Annotated in this window: 19 protein-coding genes and 2 pseudogenes; 14 read left to right on the plus strand and 7 right to left on the minus strand. The window is 71.7% G+C overall.

From position 1 onward, the window contains the following. Positions 1-109: 109 nt before the first annotated feature. Positions 110-718, plus strand: coding sequence for a DUF4253 domain-containing protein (locus BLR33_RS10035; RefSeq protein ID WP_245771319.1), 609 nt, complete (start codon positions 110-112; stop codon positions 716-718). A gap of 141 nt (positions 719-859) precedes the next feature. Then, positions 860-1,450, plus strand: a complete 591-nt coding sequence (locus BLR33_RS10040) for an SRPBCC family protein (protein ID WP_093783984.1) — start codon at positions 860-862, stop codon at positions 1,448-1,450. On the opposite strand, the gene BLR33_RS10045 is transcribed toward BLR33_RS10040, so the two are convergent. Further along, positions 1,447-2,316 (minus strand): aldo/keto reductase, encoded by an 870-nt coding sequence (locus tag BLR33_RS10045; RefSeq protein WP_093783985.1) that lies wholly within the window; start codon positions 2,314-2,316, stop codon positions 1,447-1,449. The two genes, BLR33_RS10040 and BLR33_RS10045, sit on opposite strands and share 4 nt — an antisense overlap. Positions 2,317-2,422: 106 nt before the next feature. Here BLR33_RS10045 and BLR33_RS10050 point away from each other — a divergent pair, with 106 nt between their 5' ends. Then, the gene (locus BLR33_RS10050; protein ID WP_093783986.1) at positions 2,423-3,178 is read left to right on the plus strand and encodes a TetR/AcrR family transcriptional regulator; all 756 of its coding nucleotides are present in this window, start codon (positions 2,423-2,425) and stop codon (positions 3,176-3,178) included. A 77-nt stretch (positions 3,179-3,255) separates the two neighbouring features. Here the strand turns inward: BLR33_RS10050 and BLR33_RS10055 are convergent, their stop codons facing one another. The 4 genes from BLR33_RS10055 to BLR33_RS10070 all read right to left on the minus strand — a co-directional run bounded on the left by BLR33_RS10055 (position 3,256) and on the right by BLR33_RS10070 (position 6,516). Beyond that, positions 3,256-3,522, minus strand: coding sequence for a DUF397 domain-containing protein (locus tag BLR33_RS10055; protein WP_093783987.1), 267 nt, complete (start codon positions 3,520-3,522; stop codon positions 3,256-3,258). Then, positions 3,519-4,349 (minus strand): helix-turn-helix domain-containing protein, encoded by an 831-nt coding sequence (locus tag BLR33_RS10060; RefSeq protein ID WP_093783988.1) that lies wholly within the window; start codon positions 4,347-4,349, stop codon positions 3,519-3,521. Before BLR33_RS10060 ends, BLR33_RS10055 begins: the two co-directional genes overlap by 4 nt. Positions 4,350-4,791: 442 nt before the next feature. Continuing rightward, positions 4,792-5,841: a MerR family transcriptional regulator gene (locus tag BLR33_RS10065; RefSeq protein ID WP_093783989.1), complete on the minus strand. Its 1,050-nt coding sequence runs from the start codon at positions 5,839-5,841 to the stop codon at positions 4,792-4,794. 3 nt (positions 5,842-5,844) lie between these two features. Then, on the minus strand, positions 5,845-6,516 hold the full coding sequence (locus BLR33_RS10070; RefSeq protein ID WP_093783990.1) for a HEAT repeat domain-containing protein: 672 nt from the start codon (positions 6,514-6,516) through the stop codon (positions 5,845-5,847). Positions 6,517-6,898: 382 nt separating this feature from the next. On the opposite strand from BLR33_RS10070, the gene BLR33_RS10075 reads away from it, so the two are divergent. The 5 genes and pseudogenes from BLR33_RS10075 to BLR33_RS34295 form a co-directional block, all read left to right on the plus strand. Further along, positions 6,899-8,185 (plus strand): phthiocerol/phthiodiolone dimycocerosyl transferase family protein, encoded by a 1,287-nt coding sequence (locus BLR33_RS10075; protein WP_093783991.1) that lies wholly within the window; start codon positions 6,899-6,901, stop codon positions 8,183-8,185. A 160-nt stretch (positions 8,186-8,345) separates the two neighbouring features. After that, positions 8,346-9,239: a carbon-nitrogen hydrolase family protein gene (locus BLR33_RS10080; RefSeq protein WP_245771320.1), complete on the plus strand. Its 894-nt coding sequence runs from the start codon at positions 8,346-8,348 to the stop codon at positions 9,237-9,239. 260 nt (positions 9,240-9,499) lie between these two features. Then, complete coding sequence (locus BLR33_RS10085) at positions 9,500-10,312, plus strand: acyl carrier protein (protein WP_093783992.1); 813 nt, start codon at positions 9,500-9,502, stop codon at positions 10,310-10,312. A 126-nt stretch (positions 10,313-10,438) separates the two neighbouring features. Beyond that, positions 10,439-10,909, plus strand: a pseudogene (locus tag BLR33_RS10090) (GNAT family N-acetyltransferase). A 351-nt stretch (positions 10,910-11,260) separates the two neighbouring features. Continuing rightward, positions 11,261-11,380: pseudogene (locus BLR33_RS34295) on the plus strand (IS5/IS1182 family transposase); the annotation flags it as partial. 114 nt (positions 11,381-11,494) lie between these two features. Here the strand turns inward: BLR33_RS34295 and BLR33_RS10095 are convergent. Then, positions 11,495-12,460, minus strand: a complete 966-nt coding sequence (locus tag BLR33_RS10095; protein ID WP_093783993.1) for a helix-turn-helix transcriptional regulator — start codon at positions 12,458-12,460, stop codon at positions 11,495-11,497. 92 nt (positions 12,461-12,552) lie between these two features. Here BLR33_RS10095 and BLR33_RS10100 point away from each other — a divergent pair, with 92 nt between their 5' ends. Then, the gene (locus BLR33_RS10100) at positions 12,553-12,918 is read left to right on the plus strand and encodes a VOC family protein (protein WP_093783994.1); all 366 of its coding nucleotides are present in this window, start codon (positions 12,553-12,555) and stop codon (positions 12,916-12,918) included. A 272-nt stretch (positions 12,919-13,190) separates the two neighbouring features. On the opposite strand, the gene BLR33_RS10105 is transcribed toward BLR33_RS10100, so the two are convergent. Beyond that, positions 13,191-13,901, minus strand: coding sequence for an SDR family NAD(P)-dependent oxidoreductase (locus BLR33_RS10105; RefSeq protein ID WP_093783995.1), 711 nt, complete (start codon positions 13,899-13,901; stop codon positions 13,191-13,193). 162 nt (positions 13,902-14,063) lie between these two features. Between BLR33_RS10105 and BLR33_RS10110 the strand changes: the two genes are divergently transcribed. The 5 genes from BLR33_RS10110 to BLR33_RS10125 all read left to right on the plus strand — a co-directional run bounded on the left by BLR33_RS10110 (position 14,064) and on the right by BLR33_RS10125 (position 18,147). Further along, on the plus strand, positions 14,064-15,092 hold the full coding sequence (locus BLR33_RS10110; RefSeq protein ID WP_093783996.1) for an Lrp/AsnC family transcriptional regulator: 1,029 nt from the start codon (positions 14,064-14,066) through the stop codon (positions 15,090-15,092). Positions 15,093-15,152: 60 nt separating this feature from the next. Beyond that, positions 15,153-15,275, plus strand: coding sequence for a hypothetical protein (locus tag BLR33_RS36710; RefSeq protein ID WP_265737025.1), 123 nt, complete (start codon positions 15,153-15,155; stop codon positions 15,273-15,275). Positions 15,276-15,590: 315 nt separating this feature from the next. Further along, on the plus strand, positions 15,591-16,049 hold the full coding sequence (locus BLR33_RS10115) for a MarR family winged helix-turn-helix transcriptional regulator (protein ID WP_093783997.1): 459 nt from the start codon (positions 15,591-15,593) through the stop codon (positions 16,047-16,049). 28 nt (positions 16,050-16,077) lie between these two features. Continuing rightward, complete coding sequence (locus BLR33_RS10120; RefSeq protein WP_093783998.1) at positions 16,078-17,502, plus strand: MFS transporter; 1,425 nt, start codon at positions 16,078-16,080, stop codon at positions 17,500-17,502. Positions 17,503-17,568: 66 nt separating this feature from the next. Next, complete coding sequence (locus BLR33_RS10125) at positions 17,569-18,147, plus strand: cysteine hydrolase family protein (protein WP_093783999.1); 579 nt, start codon at positions 17,569-17,571, stop codon at positions 18,145-18,147. Positions 18,148-18,194 lie beyond the last annotated feature (47 nt).

Genomic DNA, 18,194 nt, shown 5'->3' on the forward strand with positions numbered 1-18,194 from the left:
GTCGGCACAGCCCATGAGCGCGCGCTGAGATGGCCCCACGAGAGGCGGGCGGTGTCGGTGGGTGCGGTTAGCGTGTGGGGCGATGGTGGGAGGGATGGCGGGAGGACACATGGGCGTGCGCAGCGCGGACGAGGTGCTGGGCGAAAGTTGGGAGCGGTACGCGCGGGAGGCGATCGCAGCGGCGGGGCAGGACTACCCCGGGCGGGAACGTGTGGTCGAACTCTTCGGGGAGCCCTTGGAGTTCGGCGAGGTGGTCGCGCCCTTCGGCGAGCGCTGGCCCGGACTCGCGCCCGCCGCCGGCGAACTCGGAGCGGACGCGGAGGAGATCGCCGAACGGGTTGCCGTCCGCGTTCACGCCGGACTTCGCCAAGAGGAGTTGACGTTCCTCCTGGACCGCCCGTACCGCAGCGAGGACGTGCCCCGGCTCCTGGACGAGCTGGGCCTCGCCGGCGGCTGGCTCTTCGAGACCGAGGAGCTGCGCGTGATCCTGCGCTCGTGGGAGGAGCGTTACGGGGCACGGCTCGTCACCCTGGACGGCGATCGCCTCGCCGTCTCGGTGGCGGCCCCGCCCCGCACTCCGGCGCAGGCCGAGGCGGTCGCCGCCGAGCACTTCGCTTTCTCCTCGGACACCATCACCCAGGGCGACGACGAAACCCTCCGCGATTACGCGGCCAACCAGGTGCTGGACCACGAGGTGTGGTCCTTCTGGTGGGACTGAGCAGGGTATTCGCTGGATCTATCGCTTGCCCTTGGAACATGAATGGCGTGGAGGGATGGCCCGGCGGGCCGCGGTTGCTCTTTTCGGCAGGACCCTTTCGGCCGCGGTGGCCGGGGGTGGAGCTACGAGGAGAGGCGAGCCGTGTACGAGAAGGTCGTGTGGCCCGAGCGGTACAGGCCGGAGACTTCGGCGATCTACGCGCTCAATGACATCGACGTGGCCGCGCCGGCCGAGGTCGTGTGGAAGCTGCTGGTCGAGGCCGAGCAGTGGGCCGGGTGGTTCCCGCCCGAGGACCAGGTGAAGGTCCTGGGCGGAGGTACGGAACTGGCGCTCGGCACGCGTTACACGCGGGTGACGGTCGGCTTCCCGATGAGCCTGCACGTGACGGAGTTCGAGCCGTACCGCAGGCTCTCGTGGGAGACGGTGGTCGACGGCGACGAGACGGGGTCCAGCGCGTATCACGGCTGGGTGATCACGCCCACGGCGGACGGCTGCCATGTGCTGACCGAGGAGACTCAGCAAGGCCCCTTCTTCCTGGAGGAGTTGGGCCACAAGCGCCCGGGGGCCCTCTACCGCTACCACCAGGACTGGGTCGAGCGCCTGGCCCGCACCGCCGAGGCAGAAGCGACGGCGCGGGCAGAAACGGGGGCGGCGGCACAAGCGGGGGCACCGGCGCAGCCGACCCGTGGAAACGCAGGCGCGGTTGCGGCGAAGGCCGCCCAACGGGGCTAGTTCGCCGACGAGTCGGCCCCGGACAGCGTGGCGGCCGACTCGTCGGCCAGGGCGGTCAGCGCCGCCACCTCCGCCGAGGTCAGCTCCTCGGCGAACGAGGAAGCCGCCACGTTGGACCGCAGGTGGTCCGGAGAGGCCGTACCCGGGATCGCCACGACCGAAGGGGACCGCCGCAGCAGCCACGCCAGCGCGACCTGCGCCGGGGTGGCGCCCAGGCGGGCGGCAGGCCCCGACAGGGCGTCGTGCGCGGTGAGTTTGCCGGCGCCGAGCGGGAAGTACGGCACGAACATGATGCCTTGGGCCTCGCAGTCCGCGAGGACCTGGACACCGCTGCGGTCGAGCAGGTTGAAGCGGTTCTGCACGGCCGCGATCGGCGTCATGTCCTGTGCGCGGGCGAGCATCTCCGGGGTCGCCCCCGACAGGCCGATCCGCCGGATCAGTCCCTGCTCGCGCAACTCGACCAGGACGCCCAGCGATTCCTCCATCGGCACGTCGCTGGGCGGCACGGGCGCGTCGCCCCACAGCCGCAGATACGTCAACTCGCTTGTCTCGGTGCCCATATCGGCCAGCGCCTCGTGCACCTGGCGGCGGACGGTGTCGGGGTGGCCGGTGATGAGCCAGGAGCCGTCGGGGCCGCGCCCGGCGCCGACCTTGTTGCCCACGATCACGTCCTCGGGGAAGGGCCGCAGCGCCTCCCCGATCAGCCGGTTCACGACACGCGGCCCGTAGGCGTTCGCGGTGTCGAAGAAGGTGACGCCCAGCTCGACGGCCAGCCGCAGCACCCCCCGGGCTGCCTCGGGGTCGGCGGGCGGCCCCCACACGTTCGGCCCGGCCAGCTGCATGGCTCCGTACCCGATCCGGTTCACGGCTTGCTCCTCAGTCGTCGAAAGCACCTGGGCGTATCAGTGCCTCACTGGATCGCGTAGCACTGCCCCGTATCAGTGTTACGCGGAATGCCGTAGCATCGCAACCGTGGACGATGTGAAGACCCGGACCCGGCGGCAGATCCTCGACGTGGCGGCGGACCTCCTGGAGCGGGAGGGCGCGCAGGCGGTCTCGACGCGCTCGGTCGCGGCGGCCGCCGGCATCCGCGCCGCCTCGCTCTACCAGCTCTTCGGCGACAAGGACGGCCTGCTCACGGCCCTGGCCATCCACGCCTTCGAGACCTACCTCACCGAGAAGCAGGCGCTCGCGCACACCGACGACCCCGTCGCCGACCTCGCCCGCGGCTGGGACGCCCATGTCGACTTCGGGCTCCGCCACCCGGCGTTCTACCTGCTGATGTACGGCACCGACCGGCCCGGCCGCCGCCCGCCCGCGGCCGAGGAGGCGCACCGCCTGCTGATGGCCTTCCTCGACCGGACCGCCGCCGCGGGCCGCCTGCGGGTGCCGTCCGCCGAGGCCGCCCGGCTCCTGCTTGCCGCCGCCACGGGCGTCACGTTCACCCTGATCGGCACGCCCGCCGAGGACCGCGACCCGCAGACCTCCGCGCGGATGCGCGACGCCGTCATCGCCACGCTCACCACGGACGCGGCAGCCGAAGCCGGTACGGGTGCCGGGAAGCGTACGGCGAAGGGGACCGAAGCGCGTCCGGCCTCCCCAACGGCCCTCGCCCCCAAGGCCCTTGCCCTCGACGCGGCACTCACCCAGGCCGACGCCGACGACCTGCCGCTGCGCCCGACCGAGACGGCGCTGCTCCGCGACTGGCTGCACCGCCTGGCCCGTTGACCATGGTGCCGCATACGACGCCGCCCCCACGCGGGCCAACGGGCCTGCCGGGGGCGGCGGTTGCGTACGTACGAGGTTCAGACCTCGAAGCGGCCGTCCTTGACGGCACCCACGAAGGCGGACCACGCCTCACGCGAGAAGGCGAGTGCGGGCCCCTGCGGGTCCTTGCTGTCGCGTACGGGGACGAGGTAGGGCACGCCGTCCTGGACTTCGATGCAGTTGCCGCCGGAGCTGTCGCTGTAGCTGGACTTGCGCCAACGACCTACCTCGACGCAGGCGCCGCCAGAGCTGTCACTGTAACTGGACTTGTACCACTCAACGCCGTGCAGGGTCCGATCAATCATGTGCTGTACTCGTCCTTCACAAGAGTGCGGATGAGGTCAAGCGACTTGGCCGGGTCCAGGGCCACCGCCGTAAGAAGATCGTAGGACAGGTTCGCGAAGGCGATGTCCTCCTTACGCTCGAACAACCGCCCGGAGTGCCAGCCGTCGCCGTACACGACATCGCTGCGATCGCTGTAGCTCCAGATCGTGAATGAGCCGTCGAGTCCCGCGTGGTTCGGAATGCTTAAGGGAACGATCTGGAGCACGATCTTCGGCTTCTCTGCTTCCAGAAGTAGACGTTCAAGCTGGGCTGCCATAACCTCCGGACCGCCGATGGGCCTTCGCAGTACCGACTCGTCAAGGATGACCCAGACGTAGGGTCCTTGCTCGCGGGCCAACGCCTCCTGCCGCGCCGCTCGACCGGCCACCACGGAGTCCACCCGCCCAACCGGCATACGCGGTTGCATCCACTGTGTCTGTGCCCGCGTGTACTCCTCCGTCTGGAACAGACCGGGCACCACCCGGGCCTCGTAGATGCGGATCTCCGTCGCCCGCTGCTCCTCCACCGCCGCGCCCTTGAACCAGTCCGGGTACGGGTTGGCGAGGACCCGCTTGAGGATGCGCTGGAAGCGGTCGCCCGTGCCGAGCGCGCGGTCCAACTCCCGGGCCAGCGCCTCCGACGGAGTACGCCGTGCCGCCTCCACGTTCGAGATCTGCTGGAAGCTGTACGTCGTCATCGCCGACAACTCCCGCAGGGTCAGCCCCCTCGCCTCCCGCATCAGGCGCAGCTCCTCCCCGAAGAAGCGCAACCACGAAGCCTCGGGCAGTTCGTCCTCCGCCACGTCCATGCCGGTCTCCTACCTTCCGTTGCTCAGAGCCCTTTCGAGAGCAGGCTATGAGCCAGGGAAGCGAGAGCGCAGCCAATCCACATAAGTATGAAAATCCCTGGTCAGGGGACGATCCGATCCGGTCCTCTACGATCAGCCGAGGTCAGGGCCTTGCACGCAGCCACCGACCCACACCTGGGCCACGTCCCCCGAGGACTCTGAATACGATCACCGCAGGCTCGCACCCGCCGCGCAGACTCTCCGGGCCAGGTCGTGCGGCACAACGGGAGTCGGGTGGAGGCGGGTTGGGGGGGCCGCCCCGACTCCCGGGGCGGACACCGCCGGGCACCCGCCGGCGGCCATGGACCAGAAACTTCCTGGGGGAGCCTGCGGGGGGCCGCACAGGTGGACATCGGGCAGTCTCGCGATTCCACGCGCTTGACGTCGTCGCTCACGGAGCGTTTCACGAGGGCGTTTCAGGACCGCCCCGGTTCGGTTCGGTCGACTCGCATCTCACGTCGCGGAGCCGAAGAAGGTATGCGGCGGTCAGCGCAACAGCACGGTCCTCGTCATGCGACAGCTCCACGAGGGCACGTGACGCTGCCGTCCCCGGAATGTCCGCCAGCGCTTGAGTCAGCCGCCCGCGTGCGGGTGCCGTGGTTGTGTCGTCGGCGAGGCGGTCGACAAGCCTGGTCGCGATCTGATCTGCCGTCCCGGTGTCGCTCGCCACCACGCTCAGTGCGTCGGCTGCGTCGGTGTCGTTCCTTCCCTCCACGATCAGGTCGATGAGCGCCGGGACCGCATCAGCCACACCACATGTACCGAGCGCCAAAGCCGCATACCCGCGGACCACGGCGTCGGGGTTCGCAAGGGCATCCCGCAGCTGCGCGGCAGCTTCATCACCAGGCATCTCGACGAGGGCCTGAACGGCACGCTCCCGCACCGCGGCCACCGGTGAGTCGAGGCCCTCTGCCAGCAGCGACAGGGCGTCGCCGTCGGATCGCGCCAACGCCCATCGCAGGGCCCCGGCGACGTTCGGCTCCGTCTCTCTGAGTGCCGCCTCGACCAGGGCCTCCACCGGCACCGGAACCTCGTCGCCCGAGGAAAGGACCGCTCGCTGACGCGTGTCGGCGCTCTTCGCCCCCAGCGCTTGGAGGAGCGCAACGACCTGGAGCACGTCCTCCCAGCCGACCGGGTCCGCGGCATTGATCCGGCGGAGCAGCGTGAGCAGCTCGGTCTCAGCCGCGATGCGATCGCGCGTCTGGCGGATGAGGTCGCCCACGAGCGCCGAAGGCCTGAATTCGGGATCGTCGAGCGCGCGCCCGATCTCACGCAGCGACAGGCCCAGCGACCGCAGGCTCTCGATGTGGAAGATCCGCCGGATATCCCCCGCGGAGTACTCCCGGTAACCGGATCCCGTACGGCCCGAAGGCCGCACGAGGCCCAGCGACTCGTAATGCCGGAGCATGCGGGCACTGACCCCGGACCGTTTGGCCACCTCACCGATCAACACAGGTCAATCGTCTGCCGTGGGGGATCCGTCGAGGGCCGCGACGCGCTTGGCCTCCTTGATCGCCGGGGCGAATCCGGCGTCGGGGTCCCGCAGCAGCCGTTGGGTGGCGAGCGCGTGTGCACGCACGCGCGGGTCTTCAGCCGTCGTCGCGGCGTGCAGAGCGGGCCCGACCACTTCACCCAGTGCCGCCAGCGCCTGGCTGAGGCTCAGCTGCGTCTCCCGCTCACCGCGCCCGAGTTGCGTCGCCAGGCTCGTGGCCAGGGCAGGCTCCGCGCCTTCCGGGACGAGCACGACCGCGGCCCGCCAGGCGCTGCGCGCCACCTCGTCGTCGGCGTCGGACAACAGTGCCGGGGTGATCGCCGGCCACGCCCGCCGGTCCCCGATCTTGGACAGTGTGTGCAGCGCCTGGCTGCGTGCCTGCGCACGCTCGGAGCGGACCTCGCGGAGCAGCAAGGGGAGCGTCAGCGACACCCGGTGACGGGTGAGTGCCCAGGTCAGCATGTCGCGGACGAAGAACTCGGGCTCGATCGCGCATCGTTCGATGAGCTTGTCGACGAAGCACGGGTCGGGCGCCGTACCGACCGCCAGAGCGGCCCGCAGCCGCACGGACGAGCGACTGTCCTCCAGCCCCTGGAGCGCTCGTACGGCGTCCGTGTCCCCTCTCATCATGGTCATCGGGACCACCTCCTCGGGAAGCAGTCAAGACCTTGTCACCGTGTCAAGGTCAAACGGCGTCGGAGGGTCACCCGGGCGCTGCCGTGGCGGGCAAGGCGACGGGCCACGGCGGGTAGGGCGGGCATCATCCTGTGTCGGGCGGAGAATGCGCGCCCGCACCGAATGGCCGTCGAGCGCCACCCGATCGCCACGCCGCGGTTTGGATCCCGGGACGCTCGGGGACCGCATCCACCGTTCGCGGGACCCCCGCGGTGTTGTCCTCGTCCCGCGAACGCCGCCCCGTACGCCCCCAACTGCGCCCCCCTACGCTCCCCGCATCCCCTCGCCCACGCGCCCACCGCGCGGTCTCCGCGCCCGTCCTCTCCGTTCGGAAAGGCCAGCCATGCAGCGCCTGCTGTGCCCGGTGGAAACGCTCTTCGCCGGCCAACGAAGCCGGGCCGTCGTCTCCTGCACCGTCCGCGGCGCCCTCGACGCCGATCTGCTCGCCACCGCCTTCGCCGACCTCACGGCCCGCCACCCGCCGCTGCGCTGCGTCATCGCCGCGGCGGACGTGCCGGAGTCGGTCCACTGGAGCCCCGCTGGCCCGGGGGCGGGCTTCGCCCTCCAGGAGCTCGACGTACCGCCGCGGCTGGCGCACCACGCCGCGGGGACCCGTACGTACGCCGACGAGCTCAACACCCCGTTGCCGCTGAGCGGTCCCCTGGTCCGCGCCGCCCTGCTGGAGGGCGCGGACTCCACCGCCACCCTCGTGCTCTCCGTCGACCACGCGATCGCCGACGGGCACAGCGCCATCGCCCTGCACCACGCGTTGTGGGCGCGCTACGCCCAACTGCTCGCCGGTGCCGCGCCCGAGCCCTACTGCACCGACTGGCCCGTACCCGTCAGCGAACTGCTGCCGCCGTGCCAGGAGGACGAGGCCGTGCGGCACTTCGAGCAACTGGTGGCGTGCGCCCGTCCATTGGAGATGCTGCCGCACGACGGGGCGCCCGTCTCGATCGGTACCGGCCGGATCGAGGTGGCGCGGCTGCTGCTGGACCGCACCCGCACGGCCGCGCTGCGCCGGGCCGCATCCGCGGGCGGGGTCTCCGTGCAGGGCCTGGTGGCCGCCGCGCTGCTCGCGACCGCGCGGCAGCGGCTCGGCGGCGAGGGCCCGCGCACCCTGGGCTGCCTGTCGCCGGTGGACCTCCGTACGCGGCTGGAGCCGCCGCTGCCGGCCGAGACGATGGTCGCGGCGGTGACCTTCCACACCGACGTGTTCGACATCGCGCCCGGCGACGACACGTTCGCGCGGGCCCGCGCGGTGACCGACAGCTTCAAACGGGCGCTGGCGGACGGCGAGCCCTTCCGCACCACGCGGGTTATGTCGCGCGTCGCGCAGGTGCCCGCGCTCATGCTCGGCACGGTGATCGCCACGAACATGGGCGCGGTGGACGGGCCGCCGCTGCCGTCCGACCTGGACCTGCTCGACCTCCGCCTGGTGCCCGCCCGCGAGCAGTACCACCCCGAGGCGGGCCGCAGCCCGGTGCTGGCCTGCGTCACGACGTTCGACGGCCGCCTCGCGGTCGAATTCCCGTACTGGACGGGATGCTTCAGCCCGGCGGTGGCTGCCGCTTTCCGCGACGGGGTGGGTACGGAACTGTGCCGCCTGTCGGCGCACGGCGTGCGGTGAAGGAACGCGGTGAGCTCCGCAGGGGAGGGGTGAGGCGGGCGGGAGGGCAAGGGCGTCGGAATTCCCCGCGGGCACCGTCCGCTCCCGCACCCGCTTCCCGTCGGCACCGGCACGCCGCACGCCCTGCCTGTGGGGGCCGCGCACTCGCTAGGGTGCCCTGGTGGCAAGGAGATTGCGGCTGGCGGTCGCGCAGAGCACCGTTCCGGAGGACCCCACCGACCCGGAGAACCTACGAGCGAGCGGCCGGCAGATCCGCGCCCTGATGCGCGAGGCGCGCGACGCGGGAGCGCGGCTCGTGCAGTTCCCCGAGGGCGCGATCACCTACCCTGGCAAGCGCGTGATGTCGTCCGGACCGCGCGGCACGCTGGGTCCCTCGGACTGGAGCCGGGTCGACTGGGATGTGCTGCGGGCCGAAGCGGCGGCCGTCGCCGAGTCGGCGGGCGAGTTGGGCCTGTGGGTGGTCTTCGGGGCGCCCCATGCCCTGACGCCGCCGCATCGGCCGCACAACAGCCTGTACGTCGTCTCGGACAAGGGCGCCCTCGTCTCCCGCTACGACAAGCGCTACCTGTCCCACGCCGAGGTCTCGTACATGTACACCCCGGGCACGCAGCCGCTGGTCTTCGAGGTCGACGGCATCCGGTTCGGCACCGCACTGTGCATCGAGGTCAACTTCCCCGAGGTCTTCGACGCGTACGAGCAACTCGGCGTGGACTGCGTGCTGGTGTCGGTGATGGTCGACGACGCGGCCCGGGCCGTCGTCGCGCAGGCGTACGCGACCCTCTACAACTACTGGGTGGCCTACTCCGTTCCGGCCCAGTTCGGCGCGACCGCTCCCGCGACGGTCATCGCACCCGGGGGCCGGCCGCTCGCCCGCTGCCCCGCCGCGAACCGTCCCGGCCTCGCCGTCGCCGACATCGACCTGGACACACCGGACCCCGACATCGACGCGGCCCTCCGCCTCGCCCGACCGTGGCGCCGCACCGCGCGGACGGGCCTGTACGACCGGCATGTTGTCCGCGGTGACGGCAGGAGCGAGACGCGCACCGAGTTCTGACGCGGTGCCGGGCGAGCCCGCCCGGCGGGGCGGGCCACCGATCCGCGGTACCGGGACATGGCCGCGGCACAAATTTCCGGTGAACGCGCAACCCGGACAAAAGGGTTGGATGACACAGCCGCGTAACAGCGGGCCCACAGCGGACAACTCCCGCAGTGCCGCGCCGGTCGAAGCCTGTGCGTCGCACACCTCGGCGCCGTGGCGGAACCGGTGCCGCCCGGCGCACCTCCTGTGTCAACGACCGAAGTTGGAGTCCGATCGTGACTGCGAAGAACCTGACGCGGCTTGCCGCCGGCGCCGCCCTGCTGCTGGCGGCCGGCGCGCTGTCCGCCCCCGCCGCCTCCGCGTCCACCGCCGCGCCCGGCAGCGCCGCCGACGACGGCGGTTATGTGCTGAGCGTGCACACCGACCCGGCGAGCACCGACTACGACAACCGCCGCGTCGACGTCACCGGTACCGTCACCACGGCCGACGGCGCCCCGGCGGCGGGCATTCCCGTGACGGTGGACGAGGTGGTCCTGTTCACCACCTGGAACCCCTGGGGCGACCCGATCGACCCCCATGACTACGAACCGCGCGAGTTGGGCGTCCCGGTCACCGACGCCGAGGGGCACTTCACGATCCCGGACGTGTCGATCGACCACGTGGGCGGCAGCAGCCTGCTCAACGTCGAGCACGACGTGCAGATCACGGCGAGCTACGACGTGGACGGCGACCCCGACACCCCGCAGGACGGCTACTACACGGACACGACGGTCGCCGCCACACCCGAGGCCAGCACCGTGACGTACCACCTCAACAAGAAGAAGGTGAAGGCGGGCGACATCCTCACCATCGACGGCAAGGTGACCGTGCCGCGCGGCGTGGAGCCCGAGGGCACGGAGATCTTCCTGCAGACCTACTGGGAGTCGGAGTCCCACGTGAAGACCGAGACGGAGGACGACGGCACGTTCGTGCTGTCGGTGCGGGTGAGGAGCCAGGACGACAGGTTCGTGCTGCGCACGGCGCCGAGGGACTTCTACGTCGCGGGATCGACGGTGAAGCTGCCGGTGGTCAACAAGTCCCACCCGTAACGGAGTCCGCACGCAGCGGCCCCCACCCCCACCGTTCGGGGTGGGGGCCGCTGCGGCCATTTGTCCGCGTGCGCGGATGGACGTTCTCGCCCCACGAGCCGGCGGCCCGCACCGAGCAGGAGGCAGGTGCTGCGCGCACCCCAGGCGCGCCCCCGTACTTCACCGAACCACTCACCCCGCCGCGGGCGCACACCTACCTCGGCGGTCCGCGCCCCCGCCACGCAGTCGAGCGCGAACTGCCCGAGCGGTGGCCGGGCAGCTTCGTGGCCGACCTCGACGGGGAGATGATCGGCCACATCCTGCTCCGCCGGGCAACGGGCCACCGCCGCCCGGTCGCCGCGGGCAAGGCCGACCTCGGCTACCTCTTCCTCCCGCGCGCGTGGGGCGCCGGCTACGCCGCGGAGGCCTGCGCGGTGGCGCTCGCCTGGTTCGACGCCACCCACCCCGGCGAACCGGTCGTCCTCACCGCACTGACGGCCAACACCCCCCGCGATGCGCCTGGCCGCCCGCCTCGGTTTCACCGAACTGGAGCGTTTCGAGGCTTGGCAGGCCCCCCAATGGCTGGGCGAACGCCCCCCACCCGCGGCCCCCGCGTGACCCGAGAGGCCGGTGGGCACGTACCGCAACCGCCGCAGGCCTGGCGCATCCGCGCCGCTGCCCGGTGGGGACCACTTCGGGCCGCGCGTCCGGCTGGCGCATTCCGCAGCGGTGATCATGCGGCGCAGGTCGGCTCCCAAGGGCGGCAGCAGGTGGGACTGGGCCGACATGGCGAACCAGTTGTGGAGTTCGAGGGTCAGGACGACGCGGTAGAGGGCGAGCCGGGATTGCCACGGGGCCGGCCGCGGTGGGGGCGCCGTAACCGGTGAGGAGAACCACGAGTTCGGCGGAGTTGCCGCTCATGGAGAAGGCGTCGAGGCGGACGACGTCGATGAGGGGGTCGCCTGGCTTCGAGGGCGGGGGATCCAGCACCGAATCGCCCGCCGCGGGATCGACCCGTCCGGGCGCCTGGGCCGCCGCCGGTGGGTGGTCGAGCGGACGGTGTCCTGGCTCGCAGGGTGTCGACGGCTTCACCGCCCCTTGACGAGATCCTCCAGCGTCGCCACGGCTGCCAGAAGGGCCCGCACCACTGCGTCGCCTTGAAGCACGACTTCAACCTCCTCGGACGCCAGCGATTGTTGCGAGTCAGGACGTTGGTGGCGGCGCATAGTGGTGGGCAAGGTCAGTGGCGAGGTCGCGAAGGTGAGCCCTGGCTTCGGTGGGGCCGTGCACAGTGATGGTGCTCCCGAATGGCAGTAGTGTTCGCACGTCCTCCAGGTGCAGGAAGCGGATCCTCACCCTGTGACCGGTGGTGGATTCCTCAGGGTCGTCCTGGACGAGTCGTCGGCCGAGGATCCGTCGCGCTCGCTCGATCTGGGTCCGGTCGATGGTGGCGCTGACCTCTATCGCATGGTCGTGTTCCCACTGGTCAACGAGCGCCGCGGCGACGGTGGCCAGGGTCTGGTTCTCGCGGATCCGTCGTGGCCGGTCGACTTCTGTCCACGTCGTGATCCGTTCGAGTCGGTACATACGCGGCACTCGGGCACAGTCGGCGACGAGGTACCAGATGCCGGCCTTGGCGAACAGCCCGTAGGGATCCACGACGAGGTCGCGTGGACGTGACTCGCGTGTGCTGTCGTACTCGATCCGTAGCCGGTGGCCCCGCCGCACCGGGCCGATCAGCGAAGCCGGAGTCGTGCCGGAAACTCGTGCCTGATCCCAGGGACGGCTGTCCACGTGCACTGCGTCGGTGAGCGGCAGGAGCTCATCGGCTCGACGTGCCTGTGCAGCGGCGATCTTGGAGAGCGCGCGGCGGCTTTCGACCGATGCGTCGAGTTCCGCACGTTGCTTCTCGTCCAGCCCGGTGAGCGACAGGTGATCACGCTCGCCGGGCGTGAGTCGCGTGAGGTCGGGCCCGGACCCGGGCAGCATGGTCACGCCTCCGAGGCGCCCCCGTTGCGCGGTCACCGGCAGACCGGCCTCGCGGAGCCAGTTCAGGTCCCGGGTGACGGTTCGAAGGGACACCCCCAGGGCCGAGGCAAGTTCCTGTGTGGTCACGGCATTCTTCGATGCCAGCAGCAGCATCAGGGAGAAGAAGCGGTCCGGGGTCACGCATAAAGCTTTTCAGGAATTGCGACATGATGAGGCGCATATCCCGGTCAGGCTGGCGGATGCGTACCCACGGCTTGCGAGAAGGAAGAACCATGACCACATCCGTCGTGTCCATCGTCTACGTGAACGACGCTCCCGCCGCAGCGCGCTTCTACGGAGACCTCCTCGGCATGAGCCCGTCGTTCGAGACTCCGGGATACATCACCTTCGACCTCGGGCCAGGCGCTGACCTCGCCGTGTGGTCCGGCCAGTTCGAGGATCTGTCGGCGGACGTCCCGCGCACCGGTGAGGTGTGTCTGGCCACCGACGGCGGGCCCGACGAGGTCAACGCGATCTTCAAGCAGTGGCAGTCCAAGGGTGTCACGATCCTGCAGGAGCCTCATGATGCGGGGTTCGGGCTGACCTTCCTCGCAGTCGATCCTGACGGGAACCGTATCCGCGTCGCACCGCGGGACTGAAAGGCCGCAATGCGGCAGGCGCGCACGACAGGTGTCGCGCCTGCTGTCGTCCGACTTCGAGAGGACGACGAGTGCCCCACGCGAATGCCCCCCTGCACGGGCTGGTCTGTTACGACCCGCAGGGTGAATGCCTGCGGCCCTGAGCTTCGGCGTGGCATGAGCCTGACCGAGCGGCAGCGCAGGCGGAGCCCGGCCCGACAAGCCAGGGCGAGCCCGCGCGTCCGCGGCAGGCGGCCAGCGGATAAGGGGCCGCTCGGCGGATCAGTCGCGGGTCACCACGGTACGGTTTCGCCCTTGTGGTTCCGGTACTCCAGGCCCGGCTTGCCGAGTTTGGACAGCAGGACGTCCGCCACGCCGGGGATGCTGTCCTCGATGGTCAGTGGTGCCTGGTCGCCGCCGAGGGCGGTGCGGACCCAGCCGGGGGCGATCAGGACGAGGGCGCGGTCCGGGCGGCGGGCCGCGTAGCTGCGCATGAACATGTTCACCGCCGCCTTGCTGCCGCGGTAGAGCTCGCGCAGGCCCCTCACGTTGTTCGTCAGGCTGCCCTGCCCGGAGGACATCACGCCGATCAGCCCGCTCGCGGGCACGAGGTCTTCGAGCCCTTCGATCACGCGCATCGGGCTGAGCGCGTTGGTGACCATGACCTCCACGAACTCCTCGGTGGTCACCGCGCCGATGGGGGTGTCCACGGCCTTGGCGGTGCCGGCGTTGACGAAGAGGATGTCGAGGGTGCGGGCGGCCAGGCGCTCGTGCAGGGGCGGCAGCCCGGCGGGTTCGTTGATGTCGAGGTGCTCGACGGTGACCCGGCCGGGGAAGCGGTCGGCGAGGTCGTGCAGGAGCGTGCGGCCCGCGGTGTCGCGGACGGTGCCGACGACGTCCCAGCCGCGGCCGAGGAGTTCGGCCGCCAGCGCGTGGCCGAGGCCGCGCGACGCTCCGACGATGAGTGCGGTCGGCGCCTGCCGGCCCGACTCGTGTGATGACACGTCGCGTCATCCCTTCCTGTGGTTCGGTTTCCCCGCCCGAGGTGGGCGCGGGCGCCGCGTACGGTGCGGAACGCGGCCACCTGACGAGTCTCACCGCCCGACGGCCGCGAGCACGCCTGCGAGCAGCGGTTTCGTAGGATTGCCCTCAGGAGAGGGGTACCGATGAGTGAATCCGTCGATGTGGGGCCCGAGGATGTGCGGATCATTCGCGCGCTCCAGGTCGCCCCGCGGGCCTCCTTCGCCTCGATCGCGGCCGTGCTCGGCCGGAGCGAGGGCTCGGTCGCCCGCCGCTACCGCAGGATGCGGGCCGACGGTGTGCTGCGGGTGGCCGGCGTACTCGATCCGGGCGCGCTCGGGCAGAGCAAGTGGCTGGTGCGGCTGCGCTGCCGCCCGGGCAGCGTGACGGCCATCGCCGACGCGTTGACCAGGCGCGACGACGTCAGCTGGGTGGCGCTGACGGCCGCGGGCTCGGAGGTGACCTGCGCGGTCCGCTCCCGTACGCCCGAGCAGCGCGACGACCTGCTGGGGCGGCGGCTGCCCCGCACGGCTGCGGTGCTGGACATCAACGCCTCGGCGATGCTGCGGCAGTTCGTCGGCGGCCGCGGCCACTACTGGGCCGCGCTGCGCGGCACGCTCACCGCGGAGCAGGAGGCGGCGCTCGGCGACGGCGGCGAGCCGTTCGCCGAGGCGCCGGTGGTCGCGCGCGAGCCGGTGGACCTCGGCGACGCGGACGAGAAGCTGCTCGGCGCGCTGGCGGCGGACGGCCGGGCGGGCCCGGTGGACCTCGCGGCGGCAGCGGGGCTGACCCCGGGCCGCGCCGCGCGCCGGCTGCGGTGGCTGCTGGAGCACCGTGTGGTGCACATCGACGTCGAGATCGCCGCGGCCGCGCTCGGCTACCGGGCCCGGGCGAACCTGTGGCTGCGGGTGCACCCCTCGGCGGTCAAGAGCGTCGGCCGCACGCTGGCGCGGGAACCCGAGATCGCTTTCGCGGCGGCCGTCTCCGGGCCGCACAACCTCCACGCGGTGGCGCACTGCCGGGACCTGGACGAGCTGTTCGAGTTCACCACCGACCGCGTCGGCTCCCTGCCCGGGCTGCAGAGCATGGAGGTCTCGCCGATCCTCCAGCACGTCAAGCAGGCGGGCACCCTGCTGGCCGGCGACCGGCTCGTGGACCCGGCCGCCGGGCGCTGAGCACCGGGTACCGGCCGGCCGGGCGGTGCGGCTCGGGCGACATGCCGGGGCGGGCGGGCCGTGGAAGCATGGAGAACCGGATCGGAGCCGGCGAAAGGAGCGGACATGTCGTCCAAGCGCCGTCGCAAGAAGAAGATCCTGCGCAAGAAGCGGGCCAACCACGGCAGCCGTCCCACCTCGTAGGACGTGGGAGAACACCGCAGGTCGAGGGAGGACGGCCGGGACCGTCCCGTACGGCCCGCCCCTCCCCCGACCTACCGGGGCCGCCCTCGCCGGGGCGGCCCCGATTCCGTCCCAGCGCCAACTCCGTTCGGCCCCGATTCCGTTCGGCGCCGCTTCCGCTCACGCCGCGGACCCCGTCCACGCCGTATCCGCCCCTGAATCCCCCCCGTCCGCACCCGGACGAGCACCCCGCGCCTGCACCCCGCGCGCCCGGAGTGCGCCCACATTGGAAGGCTGACTTTGCAAGCTGAGCCTGAGAAGGCTAGCCTTCCAAATATGACCGGCGATACGAAGAGCGACCCCCCGAGCGCGGAGATCCGCGCGACGGCGACGAAGCTGCGGATCTCCATCGGGGCGTTCCGGCGCCGCGTCCAGGAGACGCTGGCCGCGGGCGACGTCACCAACCCGCAGCTGACCGTGCTGTCCCGGCTGGACCGCTTCGGCCCCGCCTCCACCGCCGAGCTGGCCCGGCGCGAGCAGATCACCCCGCAGGCCATGGGTGCCACCGTCGCGGCCCTGGAGAAGCGCGGCATGGTGGAGCGCAGCCCCGACCCGGAGGACGGGCGGCGCTCGATCCTCAAGCCGACCCCGGCCGGCCGGGACGCCCTCGGCTCGGGCCGCAGCGCGATCGTCGACAAGGTGGCGCACGCGCTGGCGGCGTCCTTCACCGAGGAGGAGATTGCCACCCTCGACTCCGCCGCCGCGCTGATCGAGCGCCTGGCCGGGCAGCTGTGACCTCCGCATCCGACCGCCGGAGCATCTGATGCCCACCTCGGGACTTCCGACCACGCCCGCCACGGCCTCGGCCGGCGTGCCACCGGAGCGGCCGTTCTCCTGGCGGTTCACCACGCCGCTGTTCATCGGCTCGGCCCTCAACCCGATCAACAGCTCGGTGATCGCCACCGCGCTGGTGCCGATCGCCCACGGGCTCGGCGTGCCGATCGGGCAGACCGCCGCCCTGGTCACCGCGCTCTACCTGGCGAGTGCCATCGCGCAGCCCACCGCGGGCAAGGCCGCCGAGGTCTTCGGGCCGCGCCGGGTCTTCCTGACCGGGATCGTCCTCGTCGCGGTCGGCGGCGTCGTCGGCGGCGCGGCGCAGGACCTGTTCACGCTGCTGGTCAGCCGGGTGCTGATCGGCCTGGGTACCTCCTGCGCGTATCCGACCGCGATGCTGCTGATCCGCGGCCGGGCCCGCGAGGCCGGGCTGGACCGGCCGCCGGGCGGCGTGCTCGGCGGGCTGCAGATCGCCGGCACGGCGACCGCCTCCCTGGGGCTGCCGGTCGGCGGTGTGCTGGTCGGCGCCGCGGGCTGGCGGGCGGTGTTCTTCCTCAACGTGCCCGTCGCCGTGCTGGCCCTGGCCGCCACCCTCGCCTGGGTCGCCAAGGACGGCCCCGTCTCCCGCCCGCTCAGCGCGCGGGAGATCGCGAGCCGGCTCGACGCGATCGGCATCGCCGGCTTCGCGGCCGCGATGATCGCGCTGCTGCTCTTCCTCTTCGACCTGCCCACCGCGCACTGGTACGTCCTCGGCATATCGGTGGTGCTGTTCGCCGCGCTGGCCGGCTGGGAACTGCGGGCGCGCGTACCCTTCCTGGACGTCCGGCTGCTGGTGACCAACCGCGCCCTGACCCGCACCTATCTGCGCTACGGCCTGGTGCTGCTGTGCGTCTACGTCGTCCTGTACGGCCTGACCCAGTGGGTGGAGACCGTCCGCGGCCTGTCCGAGACGGAATCCGGTCTGCTGCTGCTCCCGATGACGCTGGTGTCGGGCATCGTCATCGCGCCCGTCTCGCGGCGCAATCTCGTGCGCGGCCCGGTCATCGCCGCCGCCGTGACCTGCCTGATCGCCTCCTCGGGTGTCCTGCTGCTCAGCTCGTCGGCGTCGCTGGGCTGGGTGGTCGCCATCACGGTCGTCTTCGGGATCTGCATGGGGGCGGCCGCGGCGGGCAACCAGACGGCGCTGTACGCCCACGCTCCCGCCGAGCAACTCGGCACCGCCTCGGGCCTGTTGCGCACTTTCGGCTACGTCGGGTCGATCGCCGCCTCGGCCGTCACCGGCATCGTCTTCCACACCCGGGTCACCGATCACGGCGTGCACACCATCGGCTGGATCATGATCGGCGTGAGCCTGGCCGTCGTCGCGACGACGCTCGCCGACGGCACGCTGCGGGCCCGTCCCGCAGACCGCTGACCGTATTCCACCGCGCGCATCCGCCGCGTATTCACCGCACCACCCCGCTCACGAAAGGCACCCCTCGTGTCCCGTTCCGCACTGCTGCTGATGGACCTTCAGCCCAACCACCTCGGCCACGTGCCCGACGACTACCTGCCGCGTGCCGTGCACGCCCTCGACGTGGCGCGCGGCGCCGGGGTCCTCGTGATCCACGTGGCGCTGCGGCTGCGCGACGGCCACGTCGACGCCCACCCCCGCAACAAGGTCTTCGGCGCGGTGCCGCACCACCTCTACACCGCGGGCGACCCCGGCGGCGCCATCCACCCTGACGTGGCCCCGATCGAGGGCGAGATCGTCGTCCACAAGAACCGGGTGAGCGCCTTCGCCGGCAACAACCTGCGGCAGATCCTGGATGCCCAGGGTGTCGACCACCTGGTGCTGGCCGGAATCGCCACCGGCGGGGTCGTGTTGTCCACCGCGCTGCAGGCGGCCGACCTCGACTACGGCCTGACCGTCCTGTCCGATGCCTGCGCCGACCCCGACCCGGCGCTGCACGACATGCTGATCGGCAAAGTCCTGCCCCGGCGCGGCGAGGTGACCACCACCGACGAGTGGGCGCGGACACTGCGGCCCGCGGCGGCCGCGGCGCCCGGCGTCTCGTAACCGGGCCCGCGGCGGGGCCGGGTGCCATGGCGGGCGCCCGGCCCCGC

The sequence above is a fragment of the Actinacidiphila guanduensis genome, assembly GCF_900103985.1.
Taxonomy (GTDB): Bacteria; Actinomycetota; Actinomycetes; order Streptomycetales; family Streptomycetaceae; genus Actinacidiphila; species Actinacidiphila guanduensis.